At 50.7% G+C, this 14,469-nt stretch carries 16 protein-coding genes, 2 pseudogenes and 1 riboswitch; of the genes and pseudogenes, 15 read left to right on the forward strand and 3 right to left on the reverse strand.

Annotation, left to right across the window (positions count from 1 at the left end; all coding sequences use genetic code 11):
- Both EDM59_RS21330 and EDM59_RS21335 read left to right on the forward strand, forming a co-directional pair.
- Positions 1 to 1,140, forward strand: coding sequence for a C45 family autoproteolytic acyltransferase/hydrolase (locus EDM59_RS21330; protein WP_246011166.1), 1,140 nt, complete (start codon positions 1 to 3; stop codon positions 1,138 to 1,140).
- A 36-nt stretch (positions 1,141 to 1,176) separates the two neighbouring features.
- Positions 1,177 to 1,761, forward strand: a complete 585-nt coding sequence (locus tag EDM59_RS21335) for an SGNH/GDSL hydrolase family protein (RefSeq protein ID WP_122925468.1) — start codon at positions 1,177 to 1,179, stop codon at positions 1,759 to 1,761.
- 77 nt (positions 1,762 to 1,838) lie between these two features.
- Here EDM59_RS21335 and EDM59_RS21340 read toward each other — a convergent pair whose 3' ends face one another.
- The gene (locus EDM59_RS21340) at positions 1,839 to 2,447 is read right to left on the reverse strand and encodes a TetR/AcrR family transcriptional regulator (protein ID WP_122925510.1); all 609 of its coding nucleotides are present in this window, start codon (positions 2,445 to 2,447) and stop codon (positions 1,839 to 1,841) included.
- Positions 2,448 to 2,672: 225 nt separating this feature from the next.
- On the opposite strand from EDM59_RS21340, the gene EDM59_RS21345 reads away from it, so the two are divergent.
- From EDM59_RS21345 to EDM59_RS21375, 7 genes are all read left to right on the forward strand, one after another.
- A complete protein-coding gene (locus EDM59_RS21345) occupies positions 2,673 to 3,869 on the forward strand; it encodes an aminotransferase-like domain-containing protein (protein WP_122925469.1) in 1,197 nt (398 codons plus the stop codon).
- A 21-nt stretch (positions 3,870 to 3,890) separates the two neighbouring features.
- Positions 3,891 to 4,751, forward strand: coding sequence for a tryptophan 2,3-dioxygenase (kynA, locus tag EDM59_RS21350; protein ID WP_122925470.1), 861 nt, complete (start codon positions 3,891 to 3,893; stop codon positions 4,749 to 4,751).
- A 14-nt stretch (positions 4,752 to 4,765) separates the two neighbouring features.
- Positions 4,766 to 5,389 (forward strand): arylformamidase, encoded by a 624-nt coding sequence (kynB, locus tag EDM59_RS21355; protein WP_122925471.1) that lies wholly within the window; start codon positions 4,766 to 4,768, stop codon positions 5,387 to 5,389.
- A 283-nt stretch (positions 5,390 to 5,672) separates the two neighbouring features.
- Positions 5,673 to 6,311: an O-methyltransferase gene (locus EDM59_RS21360; protein ID WP_122925472.1), complete on the forward strand. Its 639-nt coding sequence runs from the start codon at positions 5,673 to 5,675 to the stop codon at positions 6,309 to 6,311.
- Positions 6,312 to 6,359: 48 nt separating this feature from the next.
- On the forward strand, positions 6,360 to 7,292 hold the full coding sequence (locus EDM59_RS21365) for a phosphotransferase (RefSeq protein WP_122925473.1): 933 nt from the start codon (positions 6,360 to 6,362) through the stop codon (positions 7,290 to 7,292).
- Positions 7,293 to 7,415: 123 nt separating this feature from the next.
- Positions 7,416 to 7,892 carry a GNAT family N-acetyltransferase gene (locus tag EDM59_RS21370; RefSeq protein WP_122925474.1) on the forward strand — a complete coding sequence of 159 codons (477 nt, stop codon included), beginning with the start codon at positions 7,416 to 7,418 and terminating at the stop codon, positions 7,890 to 7,892.
- 120 nt (positions 7,893 to 8,012) lie between these two features.
- Positions 8,013 to 8,732 (forward strand): sulfite exporter TauE/SafE family protein, encoded by a 720-nt coding sequence (locus tag EDM59_RS21375; RefSeq protein ID WP_246011168.1) that lies wholly within the window; start codon positions 8,013 to 8,015, stop codon positions 8,730 to 8,732.
- 10 nt (positions 8,733 to 8,742) lie between these two features.
- On the opposite strand, the gene EDM59_RS21380 is transcribed toward EDM59_RS21375, so the two are convergent.
- Positions 8,743 to 9,198 (reverse strand): FixH family protein, encoded by a 456-nt coding sequence (locus tag EDM59_RS21380; protein WP_122925476.1) that lies wholly within the window; start codon positions 9,196 to 9,198, stop codon positions 8,743 to 8,745.
- A gap of 165 nt (positions 9,199 to 9,363) precedes the next feature.
- On the opposite strand from EDM59_RS21380, the gene EDM59_RS21385 reads away from it, so the two are divergent.
- From EDM59_RS21385 to EDM59_RS31175, 4 genes and pseudogenes are all read left to right on the forward strand, one after another.
- Complete coding sequence (locus EDM59_RS21385; RefSeq protein ID WP_122925477.1) at positions 9,364 to 11,547, forward strand: heavy metal translocating P-type ATPase; 2,184 nt, start codon at positions 9,364 to 9,366, stop codon at positions 11,545 to 11,547.
- A gap of 82 nt (positions 11,548 to 11,629) precedes the next feature.
- Positions 11,630 to 11,836, forward strand: a riboswitch (cobalamin riboswitch).
- 276 nt (positions 11,837 to 12,112) lie between these two features.
- A pseudogene (locus EDM59_RS31795) lies at positions 12,113 to 12,229 on the forward strand (hypothetical protein); the annotation flags it as partial.
- 36 nt (positions 12,230 to 12,265) lie between these two features.
- A complete protein-coding gene (locus EDM59_RS21395; RefSeq protein WP_122925478.1) occupies positions 12,266 to 12,748 on the forward strand; it encodes an acyl-CoA thioesterase in 483 nt (160 codons plus the stop codon).
- Positions 12,748 to 12,894: a hypothetical protein gene (locus EDM59_RS31175; protein ID WP_183192996.1), complete on the forward strand. Its 147-nt coding sequence runs from the start codon at positions 12,748 to 12,750 to the stop codon at positions 12,892 to 12,894. The genes EDM59_RS21395 and EDM59_RS31175 overlap by 1 nt, the downstream gene beginning before the upstream one ends.
- Before the next feature lie 83 nt (positions 12,895 to 12,977).
- On the opposite strand, the gene EDM59_RS21400 is transcribed toward EDM59_RS31175, so the two are convergent.
- Positions 12,978 to 13,409, reverse strand: coding sequence for a VOC family protein (locus EDM59_RS21400; protein ID WP_122925479.1), 432 nt, complete (start codon positions 13,407 to 13,409; stop codon positions 12,978 to 12,980).
- Between the two features lie 251 nt (positions 13,410 to 13,660).
- Here EDM59_RS21400 and EDM59_RS21405 point away from each other — a divergent pair, with 251 nt between their 5' ends.
- Together EDM59_RS21405 and EDM59_RS21410 are read left to right on the forward strand one after the other, a co-directional pair.
- Positions 13,661 to 14,116 carry a MarR family winged helix-turn-helix transcriptional regulator gene (locus EDM59_RS21405; RefSeq protein ID WP_246011170.1) on the forward strand — a complete coding sequence of 152 codons (456 nt, stop codon included), beginning with the start codon at positions 13,661 to 13,663 and terminating at the stop codon, positions 14,114 to 14,116.
- Positions 14,117 to 14,270: 154 nt separating this feature from the next.
- Positions 14,271 to 14,360, forward strand: a pseudogene (locus EDM59_RS21410) (NAD(P)H:quinone oxidoreductase, type IV); the annotation flags it as partial.
- Positions 14,361 to 14,469 lie beyond the last annotated feature (109 nt).

Genomic DNA, 14,469 nt, shown 5'->3' on the forward strand with positions numbered 1-14,469 from the left:
ATGATGAGCGAATCAAAGTCTCGGAACCTATCTACCCGTTCTACTCAAAGCTTTCCGTTCTATCGTTTTCAGGGAACCTATCGTCAAATCGGCCGGCAGCACGGAGAAGCGTGCAGAGAGCTGGTCCTGAAAAATCTGGAGCTGGCTACCGAACGTCTACGTAGAAAATACAATGTTTCCACACGGGAAGAAGTGACAGAGGCTGCCCTGCAGTATCGGAGCTATGTGATCAAATATGCGCCGCAATTCGACGAAGAAATTCAGGGTTTGGCAGAAGGAGCAGGGATCTCTCTGGGAGAAGCTTACCTTTTGCAGGTTCGGGCCGAGCTGAATAAAATTTTTCAAACCAATCAGACTGAGTGCACGACGTTCGCGGTAGCCGCAGAAGCGACAGCAGACGGCTCGCCGCTCATCGGTCAAAATGCCGATCTGCCTGCTTTTTACGGTGAGCTGAGTGTCGTGATCGAGTCGATCCCCGATGAAGGGCCTGCGACCCTCATGCTGACACCTGCGGGTCAAATCTCCTTTATTGGGATTAACGATGCAGGAGTGGGGGCATTCGGCAACTTCTTGACGTGTGAGGGGTGGCGAGTAGGATTCCCCCGGTACTTCTTTACGAAACTGGCATTGACACGCAGCACGGCAGCAGAAGCGGTGGAGCTCGTAGATAGTCTCTATCGCGCCTCTTCGCGCAACCTCATCATGCTGGACAAACAAGGCGGAATCGTCGATGTGGAAACAATCCCGTCCAGAATCTCCCGCATCGAGGCAAAAAATGGCATCCTGGCTCACTCCAATCATTTCATTAGTCCCCAGCTGCTGGACGAGGAACGCTTAACAGGCATTGAGCTGGAGAATTCCCGCGTCCGCATTTCCCGAATGACGGAGCTGCTGGAAGCGAACCGCGGCAAGCTGAATGCCGAAGTGATGCAGGATATTTTGCGTGACCGTGGAAGCTATCCGCATTGCCTTTGCCAAATCGAGGGAGACGAGGGCATGCAGGCACCAGGAGAGAGGGCGACGGATATCATTACCTTTGCCTCCGTGATTGCGGAGCCTGCCAAAGGGCATTTGTGGATCGCGATCGGGCCGCCTGACCAGTACGAGTACAAAAAGTATTCGTTCTCTGCTCGAAACTAGACATTTTGCTGGCTGCGGAAAGGGGACCCATTATCCATGAAAGTCGTCTGCTTTGGAGACAGTTTAACGGCGAGGACAGAAGGCCATGACCGTCCCTTGTTGTCGATCCTGCTGGAACAAAAATTGGGTGCGGAATGGGAAGTTGTAAATGCTGGCGTGCCAGGCAACAATACGTTTCAGGCACGGGAGCGGGTAGAGAGTGACGTTTTGCGCCATGATCCCGATCTGGTCACGGTGTTTTTCGGTGCGAACGATGCGGCCTTTCACAAGCAGGTCCCGCTGTCAGACTTCAGAACCAATCTCACGGAAGTGGTCACGCGTATTGGGCCAAACAGAGTCATCCTGATCAGCCCTGCGCCAATCGACGAGCGTTTACAGGAGTATCGGACAAATGAAGTCATGCAGCAATACGCCGATGCCGTCCGGGAAGTGAGCGAAGCGGTAGGGAGCCATTACCTCGATCTGTTCACGAGAATGATGGAACTGCCGAATCTTCATGAGGTATTGCGAGGGAAAAGAAACGATGGACTCCATTTTGGGGAGCTAGGGTATGAGGTCTTGGCGGAAGAGATCAGCCAACAGATAAAAAGGATTATGCAGCCATGGAAGGAAGCTCCATAGAATGGATGATAAGAGCAGGCAGCTACAGCGCCTGCTCTTTGTTTTTTTGTGTGACTGGGGATACGCCCCTCACCATTCTAATAATAGAGACCACCCGTATAAAGCGCCGTAATATTATGGGTAATCTCAGCTACAGAATGCTTGTTTGTCTGATTCACGATATCCCATAAATGCGATTCGTTAAGCGAAAACCAATTCCTCGCGACCAAATAGTTATCCAGATCGGTCCGAGCCAGTCCAGTCTTCTGAGCGTAGGCGACGTCTTTGGCGATCTGCTCGACGAAGCTTTCCCGGATTTCGATCCACTTTTCCTGGACTTTATCCGAATGGCGAATGGCCTCCATAAATACCTGCATGATGGCCTGCTCCTGGATCGCGTTCTCCAGAAATAAGCGGGTTTGCATCGTGATCATATCGATGGCTTCCTGTTTGGATGTCGGCTCGAAGCTCATTTTGGCAATCTCGTAAAAGCGATTCATGACATCATCCATCAGCACGATCAATAGGTCGTCCTTGCCGCTGAAATGAATGTAGGCTGTGCCGTAGCCGGTTTTTGCCTTTTTGATGATTTGGGAGATCGTTGCCTTTTGAAATCCGAATTCAATGAATATATCGTATCCAGCGGCTAATAATCGTTTGCGGGTATTGATCGAGCGTAGATTTCTACCGTCTATATGTTCCGAGATCTTCGTCACGTACCTTCCTCTTTTCGATCATTTTTCCTCATCTATTACTGATATTACCTAATTACGATCGGAAATCAAAGACGAACAAGGGCGTTTGACAACATTACTTGACGCCATGTCACATATATTTTATATTAGTGACATCACATCATATTTCCAACTTTTCTACTCAAACCAATATTCTTACTATTTACACTTTTACATAATAGAAGGGGGATTCTACTCATGAGCTACCGTTTTGCTGACCGGACCAAAATGTTTAAAACCTCGGCGATCCGCGAGATTGGAGGCATCATCCAAAGAAAGGGGAGCGATGTTATCTCCTTTGCGGGAGGAAACCCGCATGAGCCTTATTTCCCTACCGCCCAAATCCAGCAGGCCTTCGAAAAAGTATTCGCATCCGGCAACGCAAGCCTGCAGTACGGAATGACGACAGGCTACATGCCGCTGCGTGGAGCGATCAGTGAGCGAGTCAAGTCCAAGGGCATTCAGGCCAAGCCAGAGGATATCCTGCTGACGACTGGTTCGCAGCAGTCGATTGATCTCTTGAGCCGCGTCATGCTGTCACCGGGCGATGTCGTGCTGACGGAGAACCCAACCTTCCTGGCTGCGACACAGGCATTTGAATCCTACGAGGCCAAATTGGTTGCCGTCGAAGGGGACAAAGACGGGATGTACCCGGAAGACCTCGAGCAGAAACTCAAGCAGCATCAGCCGAAATTCGTCTATGTTGTCCCAACCTTCTCCAATCCGGACGGAAAAGTCTGGAGCGAAGAGAGGAGAGCTGCTTTGCTGGAGCTGGCGTACAAGTACGATACACTGATTCTCGAAGACGATCCGTACGGGGACATCCAGTTTCATGAGGAGGAAAAGTACACGCCGATCGCTGCCATGGACGAACGGAAAACACAAGTGGTGTATACAAGCTCTTTTTCCAAGACGGTTGTACCCTCCCTGCGCATCGGGTGGGTGACGGGTCCTGAGGCTGTCATCAAATACATGTCTCAGATCAAGGAAGCGGCAGACCTCATGTCGAGCCCTCTGGACCAGCAAGCGCTGTACTATCTGCTGCGTGACATGGACCTGGATGCGCACATTCGGATGCTCAGCAAAAATTACTATCAGCATATGAGCATTATGCGAGATTATTTAAATACCTTGGACGAGAATCTGGTTTCCTGGGTGGAGCCCAAGGGCGGGATGTTTATCTGGGCGAAGGTGCACGAGAGCATCAATGCGACAGAACTGCTGAAGCAGGTCCTGGAGCACGGCGTTGCGTTCATTCCTGGTGGTCCTTTCTTTGTAGAAAATCCTCAAGAGAATACGCTTCGTTTGAACTTTACGCACCCGAATCCGGAAAAGATCAAGATCGGGATGGAGCGCTTGACAGCAGCGTTTAAACAATCGGTTAAATTGGGCTAGAAAAAGGAGAGACCTGTACGGATGACCAAACAATCGGGGGAAAATCAAATGAAAAACAGCAGTGAGCTGGAGAAAACCATTCATACCGATTTCGGCAAGGACATGACTTACGGGGATTACTTGCAGCTGGATCGTGTGCTGACAAGTCAAAAAAGGCTGTCCGATCATCATGATGAAATGCTGTTTATCGTCATCCATCAGGTGAGTGAGCTATGGATGAAGCAGATTCTTCACGAGCTGTCAGCTGCGATGGCGAGCATCCAGGAGGATCAGCTGGAACCGGCTTTCAAAATGCTGTCTCGCGTTTCCCGTATTCAGCAGCAGCTGATCAAGTCATGGGATGTGCTCTCTACGTTGACACCAGCGGAGTACATGCAGTTCCGTCACAAGCTGGGATACTCCTCCGGCTTTCAATCCTATCAAAACCGCATGATCGAGTTTATGCTCGGACATAAAAATGAACACGTCCTCTCTGTCTATCAGCACGAAGCGGAGCTGTCCAGCAAGATGAAGCAGCTTTTGGATGCGCCAAGCATTTACGACGCTGCGATCGCCGCTATGGCAAACCGGGGATTGCCGGTGGATGAAGCTGCCCTGAACCGCAATTGGGCGGAAGCGTATCAGCCGAACGAAAGTGTAGAGCAAGCATGGCTGGCCGTTTATCGGGATGTGAATAAGTACTGGGACCTGTATGAGCTGGCGGAAAAACTGGTGGACATCGCGAGCCAGCAGCAGCAATGGCGTTTTAATCACATGAATACCGTAGAGCGCATCATCGGGCAAAAGCCTGGCACAGGTGGATCTTCGGGGGTAGGCTATCTCAGGAGAGCGTTGGATCATCGCTTCTTCCCTGAGCTGTGGAGTCTGCGCACGCAACTGTAAGGGAGGGGCTTTCCTTGAAGCGACTGATCGATATTTCGCAAAGACTGGATAACCACGTAGCGGGTTGGCCAGGGGATACGCCGTTCTCGTATTCGCTGGCATGGACCAAAGCTGACAGTGGTTCTGTAAATGTGGGCAAAATCGTCATGAGCATTCATACGGGAACGCATATCGATGCTCCTTATCATTTCGATGATGAGGGAAAGCGTGTCATTGACCTGGACCCGGAGCTGTACGTAGGGCCAGCGCGTGTCGTTCACGTTTCTGTCAGCCAATCGATTGGGATCGATGATTTGAAAGATGTCGAGTTGGAAGGGGTAACCCGCCTGTTGATCCGTACTGGAGCATGGGTAGACCGACAGGCGTTTCCTCAAACCATTCCCCATTTGGAGCCAGACTTGGCTGCCTATCTCGCACAGTATGGCGTCCGACTGATCGGGCTGGATCTTCCTTCTGTTGATGTACTCGACAGCAAGGAGCTGCCTGCTCACCATGAGCTTACTCGTCATGGCATTCACATTTTGGAGGGCATCGTTCTGGAAGACGTACAGCCAGGAGACTATGAATTAATCGCACTGCCTCTGCCGCTCGTCGAGGCGGATGGAAGCCCGGTACGAGCTGTGCTGCGGGAGCTGTAAGCGAATAGAGAGAAAAAGCATCGTGCGTTGGGCACGGTGCTTTTTTCGTCCAGGCGAAGGCGAGGCCCACACAAGCTGTAGCTGCTGGCTCTGCCTTGCTGCTGTTCATCAAAAAGCCGAAACAATCATAAATGGATAGAAGAAACGCCTGATTTTCTTACAAACGGCGGAAAATCAGGCGTTTTGTTAGGGAGAGTCCAAAAAGGGAGTTTTCCCCAAAAGGGCGTTATGTATAAAATTGGGTATGAGACTTACCATCATGGAGAGAAGGGGATGGAACAGGATGGATCAAGTGAATCGCTATATCGACTCCGTGTTTTCCAAGCAAGATATTCTTTTGGAGGAAGTCGTTGCATCCATTAAAGAAAACGGCATGCCTTCTATCTCGGTGTCTCCCTCTTCAGGAAAGCTTCTCACGTTGCTGATCTCCATTTCCGGGGCGAAAGACGTGCTGGAAATCGGAGCTCTCGGCGGCTATAGCGGGATATGCCTGGCCAGAGGCTTTGGCGGGGAGGGAACACTCACGTCGTTGGAGCTGGAGGAAAAATACGCAGAGCTGGCAAACCGCAATCTGTCAAAGGCTGGCTTTGGGCAGCAGGTAACCTATATGACTGGACCCGCACTGCAAAGCCTGGAGCAGCTCGTCAGCGAGAAGCGGCAATTTGATTTTTTCTTTATTGATGCGGACAAAGACAATTATGAAAACTACCTGCATGCGTGCATTCGATTGGCAAAGCCGGGCGCTCTGATCGTTGCGGATAACGTGCTTGCCGGTGGCAGTGTAGCAGCTGACAATGCGATGCCGACGCGGTATACAGAAATCATGAGGAAGTTCAATGAAACAGTGGCGAATCATCCTCAGCTGGAGTCCCAGTTGATTCCGATTGGCGATGGCTTGACTGTCTCAAAGGTAAAGGAGTAAGACTCTTGCCCGATCAGGTCGTAGCGGTGAAAAGGGAGGAGCATATACGTGGCAAACAAGAATGCATGGGACCCGGATTGGGATATTTCAGAAGAGAGCGCACAGCAGCTCATCTACAGCCAATTTCCCCAGCTATCCGCTTATGCTCTGCAACGGCTGGGACATGGCTGGGACAATACGGTCTTTCTCGTTGGCGGCAAGTACGTCTTTCGATTTCCGCGAAGGGAGCTTGCAGTGGATTTGATTCATTTGGAAGGAAAGCTTTTGCCAAAGCTGGACGGTTTACTTACCCTGCCGTATCCGAAGCCGCTTTTCTACGGAAAAGGAACCAGCGAGTATCCTCCGCCTTTTTTAGGGTATTCGTATGTCAAAGGCAGCTTCCCCCAGAAGCTTGCGGATGAGCAGCGGGCGAAATCGGCTAAGAAGCTGGGGCAGTTTTTGCGAAGGCTGCACTCCTTTCCAGTCCAGATCGCCCGTGAAAACGGTGCCCCCGAAGACCATCGGAAGCTGATGGACATCCCTGCGCGAAAGGAAAAGATGCAAGTCTGCCTCTCTCGTCTGAGCAGCCAGATGGAGGAAAAAGAGCGAGCTGCTCTGGCGGACTATTTCAATGGGCTGTCTACCGATCCGGTTCGGGAGCGTCATGTTTTTTCACATGGCGATCTGCATTTTAAAAACGTACTGGTAGACGAGCAGGGGGATGTGTCAGGGATTATCGATTGGGGAGATATGAGCGTGGGTCACGCTGCCGGGGACTTGAGTATCGGATACAGCTTTCTGCCGCCGCAAGCACGCCATACGTTCTTCGCGGAGTACGGGGAAGTGGACGAAGATACGAAGCGACTAGCGCGTATGATGGCGATTTACATACCCATGCTGGTTTGGCTGCAAGCCATAGATGACGGAGATAAGCGGCTTGCCCAGGAGGCCAAGGCTACGATCGCGCGGGCGCTTGCCGATGAGGAATCCCATGACAGGTAAATGTAATGTGAGGTTCCCTGACATAACTGGTTGAACGGTGGGAATTTTCCGTGCTACTATGGTGAGGAGCCGAATGAAATGACGGCAAATCGATAGTCATGATTCCATGACAAGGAGCTGTGAATGGCCATGGTTCGCTTGACCAGAACTTCTTCCGACCACCCTGATTTTCGCTTGTTGATCGAATTGCTTGATCAGGACCTTTGGCAACGATACCCCCATACTCAAGAATCGTATCTGCCGTTTAACGTGATCAAATTGGATGCAAAGGTCGTTGTCGCCTATGTAGATGGCGAGCCAGTGGGATGCGGCTGCTTTCGTGATACAGGCCAACCAGGGATCGTGGAAATCAAAAGAATGTACGTGAAAGAGGAAGCACGGGGGCAGGGTGTCGCCAAAAAGGTACTCCAGGCTCTCGAGGCATGGGCAGTCGAGGAAGGGAAGGGAAGAGCGATTCTGGAGACAGGCACCAATCAGCCTGAAGCAGTCTCGTTGTACGGCAAGCTGGGTTATGAAGTGATCGATCGATATGAACCGTACGTGGACAATGAAGACAGCATTTGTATGGGAAAAACGTTGCCTTGCTCGTATCCATCATAAAGCTCTGCATAAATCATAAACTGCCAGGTGTGCCCTGGCAGTTCGTTTTTTTTATACAGCTGCACTCGAATCGTTCCCCTAGTCATAATCGCGCAGCAACTGAAGTAACTAAAAGAGAGGATGACACAATCGAGCAAAGGTAGGGATCGCCACATGCACCTCGGCCTGCATGATTATCTGCTCTTGACGCTGACAGGAGTCTTTAGCGCCCCTCATTGCATCGGTATGTGCGGAGGAATTATGTCGGCATGGACCCTGCAGTCCCGTTCCTCCATGCTGCATACCGTTATGGCGTACAACCTCGGGCGGGTCCTGACCTATATGGGAGTCGGCGCATTCATGGGATTGATCGGCTCGTTTGTAGATGCAGCGGGAACGATAGTAGGACTCCAAGGGATCGCCAACGTGCTGGGTGGACTGTTGATCCTGCTGTGGGTCATCAAAAAGGTGTCGCTGCCGCTTAGCCAATGGTCCATCCTGCAGCTGTCCCCCGTACAAAAGTGGCTGGACAAACAAAAATCCCGCCCTGGTGTCCTCCCGATTTTTTTCAGCGGGTTGCTGCTCGGCTTTTTACCCTGCGGCCTGACCTATACGATGCACATGAAAGCCGCTGCCTCAGGAAGCATGGGAGAAGGTGCGCTTACGTTGGCCTTTTTTGGACTCGGAACACTGCCGGCTCTTTTTCTGATCGGCCTGTTCTCCGTCGTTCTTTCCAGAGCGCTGCGCAACCGGATTTTGGTCGTCGCCAATCTGCTCGCAGTCTATATCGGCGTGGTGTCTATCATGCGCGGTCTGGTAATCAACGGCTGGGTGCCTCATGTAAATCCTTGGCTATGGTAGATGGGGGAGATCAAGGCTCGGCGGAAAACAAGTAAGACACTGTGGAAGACTTGCCGTCTGCCTCCAGCGTGATATCCGCTTTCCATTCTCCGATCATCGTTGGGATGATCTTTGCAACGAATGCCCCTGGCTCTATGTATTCGGCCGCTACCTGTACTTCTCCGTGATCCATGCTCGGCATCGACAAGGTGACCGAGACTTTGGCGGTTTTCCACTGGTCAGCCTCCGCTTCAGCAAGTACGATGCGCAGTTCATTTTCCTTGAGGATTTTAGGCGTTTCAGGCTCCAGTGCGACTTGGATGGAAAGAGAAAATTCCGCAAAGGTCAGCCTATCCGATGACGCAGTGGAGCTGGATGGCGGGGATGATGGCGTATCCTGAGCCAAGTGACCCGCATGTGAAGAGCATGCCGACAGGAGCAACAGGGCAGAAAAGAACAGCATGGACAGGACAGAAGCTCGTTTCAAACGATCACCGCTTTCTCACTGTATTGCAAGCAGCAAGCACCATAATCGTATTCAAAAGAAGGCACTTCCATGCAGTTTATCTGCCTGGTTTCATTTCTAAATCCCTTGGACGACGCATACGTATTACAGTGGGACATGCGGTCGTAACAAAGGGGTGTTCAAGGAATGACCACGAAGCAAATCTATCAGGTCACAGGAATGACTTGTGCTGCCTGTGCGACTCGGATCGAAAAAATACTGACGAAAACGAACGGTGTGATAGAGGTAGAGGTCAGCCTGGCGACCAACAAAGCGCGGGTTTCCTATGATGATCAGCAAATTGACAACGATGCGATCATCGCGAGGATTGAAAAGCTGGGCTATCAGGCACAGCCCGAGCAAGAGGGAGAGGCGCACTCGGAAAAGGACGACCTGTTTCGCCGCTTCCTGTTTTCCAGTGTCCTCACCGTGCCTTTTTTGTGGGGGATGGCGTCTCATTTTTCGTTTTCCTCGTTTATTTGGGTACCTGCCCTCTTTTTACATCCCTATTTTCAGTTCGCCTTGGCGCTTCCCATTCAGCTATGGATCGGCTATCCCTTTTACGCGGGCGCTTGGAGTGCGATCCGGAACCGTAGCGCCAATATGGATGTCCTGGTCGTCCTCAGTACGTCGGCCGCCTTTTTTTACAGTCATTACCTCACGTTTACGGCCTCGCCAGCGTCCACCCATCAGCTCACGCTTTACTACGAGACCTGTGCGGTTATCTTTACTTTTCTGCTGCTTGGCAAATACTTGGAGGCCATGGCCAAGGATCGTAGCAGAAACGCCATTCGGCAGCTGCATCATTTACAGCCGAAGGTCGCGAATGTGCTACGCCCGACAGGTGTTACCACTGTGCCCATAAGCGAGCTCGTTGTCGGCGATATTTTCATCGTCAAGCCAGGGGAACGTATTCCTACGGACGGCCTCGTCATCGAAGGCCAATCCACGGTCGACCAATCCATTTTTACGGGAGAGAGCCTGCCGGTGGAGAAATGGAGCGGTCAAACGGTGATCGGGGCGACGCTGAACCAGAACGGCTGGCTGAAAGTGAAAACGACAAAGGTAGGCAGCGAAACCGCATTAACGCAGGTCATCAAGACGGTAGAGGAAGCCCAGATGTCCAAAGCACCCATCCAACGCATGGCAGACGAAATGACGGACATCTTTGTGCCGCTCATCATCAGCATAGCCGTGATCTCGTTTTTGGCCTGGTACTACGTGTTCACGTCGCACGCATTTGGCGAGTCGCTCGAGAAGGCCATCGCGGTGCTCATCATCGCTTGTCCGTGTGCCTTGGGTTTGGCGACGCCGATGTCCATCCTGGTAGCATCTGGGCGGGCGGCACAGCTCGGTATTTTATTCAAGCAAGGCAAGTATTTGGAGACACTGCAGCGGGTGGATACGGTCGTTTTGGACAAAACAGGCACGCTGACAAAAGGAAAGCATGAAGTGATCGACATGTATACGTTAGGCTGGTCAAAGGAAGAGCTTATGCGCTTGGTAGCAGCTGCAGAAACGGCGTCCGAGCATCCTCTCGCAGCGGCGATTGTCACGTATATGAAAAATCGCGGCGTGTCCATACCTGCTCCTACCTCGTTCACACCTTTGCCCGGATACGGAATTATTGCGAGTGTAAACGGGCATTCCGTCATCGTGGGCTCTGCCAAGCTCATGAACAGTCATAACATTGACGTGACCCCCGTACAACAGCGAATGGATGGACACGCGACAGAGGGGAAAATCGTGATGCTGGTGGCCATCGACCATCGGCTAGCTGGCTATATTGCCCTGTCCGATCCGCTGAAGGAGGATGCTGTACATGCCGTGCAACGGCTGAAAAAGCTTGGAAAAGACGTGATGATCATCACGGGAGACAACGAGCATACGGCTTGGAGTATCGCCAGACAAGCAGGGATACGTCGCGTCTATGCCAGCAAGCTGCCAGGGGAAAAGGTCCAGATTATTCAGGAGCTGCAAAAGAGGGGCAAGACGGTGGCAATGGTCGGAGATGGGATCAATGACGCTCCTGCGCTAATGGCTTCCCACATTGGGATCGCGCTCGGTACAGGAGCGGATATCTCGAAGGACTCAGCTGACGTGCTCATCATGCACGGGGAACTGACGGGCATTGTGCATTCCTTCCTTCTCAGCCAGCAGACGATGAAAAACATTCGCCAAAATCTGTTTTGGGCGCTCTTTTACAATACGGTCGCCATTCCAGCGACGATGATTGGCTTTTTGGCTCCGTGGGTAGCGGGGATCGCGATGGCATTCAGCTCGCTCTCCGTCGTATTGAACTCGCTGCGACTGAGACGGAGCAAATTGTAAAAACAACTGGAGTATTCAGAGAAAATCGATTAGGATAATAACCATACATGATTTCCGACATGTATGCTATGAATTTTGAAAAACTGAATAAGTGGAAACAGGTTCCTTGGATACAAACACGCATGTAGCCAAGGATGAAAAGGGAAGCTCGGTGCAAATCCGACACGGTCCCGCCACTGTAAGAGGGGAGTCAGCACTCCGAAATAGCCACTGATCCAAATGGATTGGGAAGGCAGGTTGCTGACGATGAGCCTTGAGTCAGGAGACCTGCCTGTTTCGACGGCACCAGATGACCTACGGGAGATAGGGAGGTGTTAGGATCGCTATGGCAGACTTACGTTTATTTTCACTGCTTATTTAGGCATTTCTAACCTTCTATCAGGGGTTGGGAATGCCTTTTCTATTTCGTCCAAAATCAATAAGCTGGAGGGATATGGAGTGAGCAGAATGAAGAGCAGCAACTTTTTTGACTCCGTAAAACACTACGCGGAAGTGATCGGTTTGCCGGTATATATGGATTCCTGAAAGATAAGACTCATGGTGTAGGACTTGTGGATGGCCGTAATGGATCAATCCTGACTGCGGATTAAAAACACGCGGCGAAGAAGAAACCATCGCTTCGCTCAAAAACATGGTAGAGGCTACTCAACTGGTGCGCAACCAGCTGGCGGCAGTGAAATAGAGCAGCAGAGTAGAACGAGACGTAAGGGGGAGCAGCATGGACCATCCATCCAAAACTGTCAGTGAATCCAGAACCGTCATGACCGATCTGGTCTTTCCGCCTGATACGAATCATCTCCATACGATTTTCGGGGGAAAAGTGATGGCGCACGTAGACAAGATTGCTTGCATAGCAGCCATGCGCCATTGCCGCCGAGCCGTAGTGACCGTATCAAGCGATAGCTTTGACTTCTTGGCTCCGATCAAAACCGGTGAAGCGATCAATCTGGAAGCCTACGTGACGTGGGTACACAAAACCTCGATGGAAGTCTTCGTAAAGGTAGAGTCGGAGAATTTGCTGACAGCTGAGCGCAGATTGACAGCGAGAGCTTATTTAACCTTTATCGCCTTGGATGACGAAGGGAAACCGACGACAGTCCCACAGGTGATTCCCCAGACCGATGAGGAAAAAAGCCAGTACGAGCATGCGGAAGAACGCTATCATATAAGAAAAAAGCGCCGGGCAGAGAAGGTACATTGATGGAGCGAAATGACAGGATGATCGAGCGTTTCGCATGTCAGTGGTGCGGCTATGTAGAAGACGTACGGAGCGTAGAAGATGAACACATCGTTACGGGACAAGCATGCTCGTGCTGCGGGATGACGGATATCGACAGCCATGTCTGAGCGTTCTTGCGTATGGCTATAGCACGAAGGAAAGCAATCAGAAAAACCGAGTCTGCCATCTAGGAGACTCGGTTTCGTTGCTATTACATATGATGCTGACCTTCCGTGTAGATTTGGAAGCTTACGCCGAACTTGTCCGTTACGATGCCATAACCAGGGCTGAAGTGGGTTTCTTGCAGAGGCATAACGACAGAGCCGCCTTCTTGCAGGGCTTCAAACAGCTGCCTGGACTTATCGGCTGAGTCGGTGGAGAGACAAATGGTGACTTGGTTGCCGATTTGAACAGGCTGTCCTGGGAATGTATCCGAAAACATCAGCTCGGATTCTCCGATTTTAATCGTAGCATGTCCAACGCGATCCCGTGCAGCTTCTGGCAGAGGATACTCGGGATTTGCAGGCATTTCCCCAAAGGTTTGCAGGAAAAGAACTTGTGCTTCGAGTGCTTTCTGGTAAAACTCGATCGCTTCTTTGGCGTTGCCATCCATCATCAAATAGGGAGTCAAGCGCATGGTCATGAACATTCAGCTCCTCGGCGAGTTTTTTTCGTTGCGGACAGGAGATGGTCATCCATTTTCTGCCACAATATGATTATAACGAACAGAACGTATGTTTGCAACTGGAGAATAGGTAAATTCCATTTATGATCGTTTACGCGTTGATTTGAATCGCCATTTACAATGTTTTTCAATCGACTAGGTTGACAAAGGGAAATATTCATCATACAATTATCTCGAATTAAAGATATTTTATAAAAGGATTTGGTTCTGTGAAAAAAGATGACGGCCACCCGGACGAATTGTCACTGAAGCTGTTCGTGATCTTATCGAGAGCGTATCGGTCGATCAGCGACTTCGTGACAGACGATATGAAGCGCTACGGTCTGAATCCATCGGAATTCATGGTGCTCGAGCTGTTGTATCATAAAGGCGAGCAGCCGATCCAGCATATTGGCAAAAAAGTGTTGTTGGCAAGTGGTAGCATGACCTATGTGATTGATAAGCTGGAGTCTAAACAATTGCTGGAACGGAAAAGCAGCCAGGAGGATCGCCGCGTCATCTACGCCTCCATCACGAAAGCAGGAAAACAGCTGATGGATGAAATTTTTCCTCAGCACCGTGCAGCTATTGAAAAGCTGTTTAAAGGGCTGACAGCCGAACAAAAAGATACAATGATCCAACTGCTAAAAGAAACGGGTCTGAAAGCAGCCAATTTGAAGAAGTAAATTTTTTTGAGGATATATCTCTAATTAAAGATATATGAATAAAGGATATTTGTGCGGTGATCTCGTACCCGATTGGGAAGGATAACGAAGTCATAGCCAAGGAAAAAAGGGGAATAAGGAGCGGATAAAGATGGCAAACGTAAAGCCGGCAGTCAAAATGGCAGAGGCAGTCAGTGGCGCAGTCAAACATCAGGCAAAGCGAACCGTGACCACAGCCAAATGGGTAAAGGCGGGACAGCCATAGATCCGCTGACAGCTTCGGATGTGGGGATAATAGCTCTCCATTTCCTTGAAATCTCTAATTAAAGATAAATGAACAAAGGATAAAAGCCGATCAAACGGCAATCAGAGGA

This window comes from Brevibacillus nitrificans (assembly GCF_003710965.1).
Lineage (GTDB): Bacteria > Bacillota > Bacilli > Brevibacillales > Brevibacillaceae > Brevibacillus > Brevibacillus centrosporus.

Excerpts from the sequence above, each read along its gene's own strand:
- EDM59_RS21330 (WP_246011166.1), top strand. The coding sequence starts at position 1 with ATGATGAGCGAATCAAAGTCTCGGAACCTATCTACCCGTTCTACTCAA.
- EDM59_RS21335 (WP_122925468.1), top strand. The coding sequence starts at position 1,177 with ATGAAAGTCGTCTGCTTTGGAGACAGTTTAACGGCGAGGACAGAAGGC.
- EDM59_RS21345 (WP_122925469.1), top strand. The coding sequence starts at position 2,673 with ATGAGCTACCGTTTTGCTGACCGGACCAAAATGTTTAAAACCTCGGCG.
- kynA (WP_122925470.1), top strand. The coding sequence starts at position 3,891 with ATGACCAAACAATCGGGGGAAAATCAAATGAAAAACAGCAGTGAGCTG.
- EDM59_RS21360 (WP_122925472.1), top strand. The coding sequence starts at position 5,673 with ATGGATCAAGTGAATCGCTATATCGACTCCGTGTTTTCCAAGCAAGAT.
- EDM59_RS21370 (WP_122925474.1), top strand. The coding sequence starts at position 7,416 with ATGGCCATGGTTCGCTTGACCAGAACTTCTTCCGACCACCCTGATTTT.
- EDM59_RS21375 (WP_246011168.1), top strand. The coding sequence starts at position 8,013 with ATGACACAATCGAGCAAAGGTAGGGATCGCCACATGCACCTCGGCCTG.
- EDM59_RS21385 (WP_122925477.1), top strand. The coding sequence starts at position 9,364 with ATGACCACGAAGCAAATCTATCAGGTCACAGGAATGACTTGTGCTGCC.
- EDM59_RS21395 (WP_122925478.1), top strand. The coding sequence starts at position 12,266 with ATGGACCATCCATCCAAAACTGTCAGTGAATCCAGAACCGTCATGACC.
- EDM59_RS31175 (WP_183192996.1), top strand. The coding sequence starts at position 12,748 with ATGGAGCGAAATGACAGGATGATCGAGCGTTTCGCATGTCAGTGGTGC.
- EDM59_RS21400 (WP_122925479.1), bottom strand. The coding sequence starts at position 13,409 with ATGACCATGCGCTTGACTCCCTATTTGATGATGGATGGCAACGCCAAA.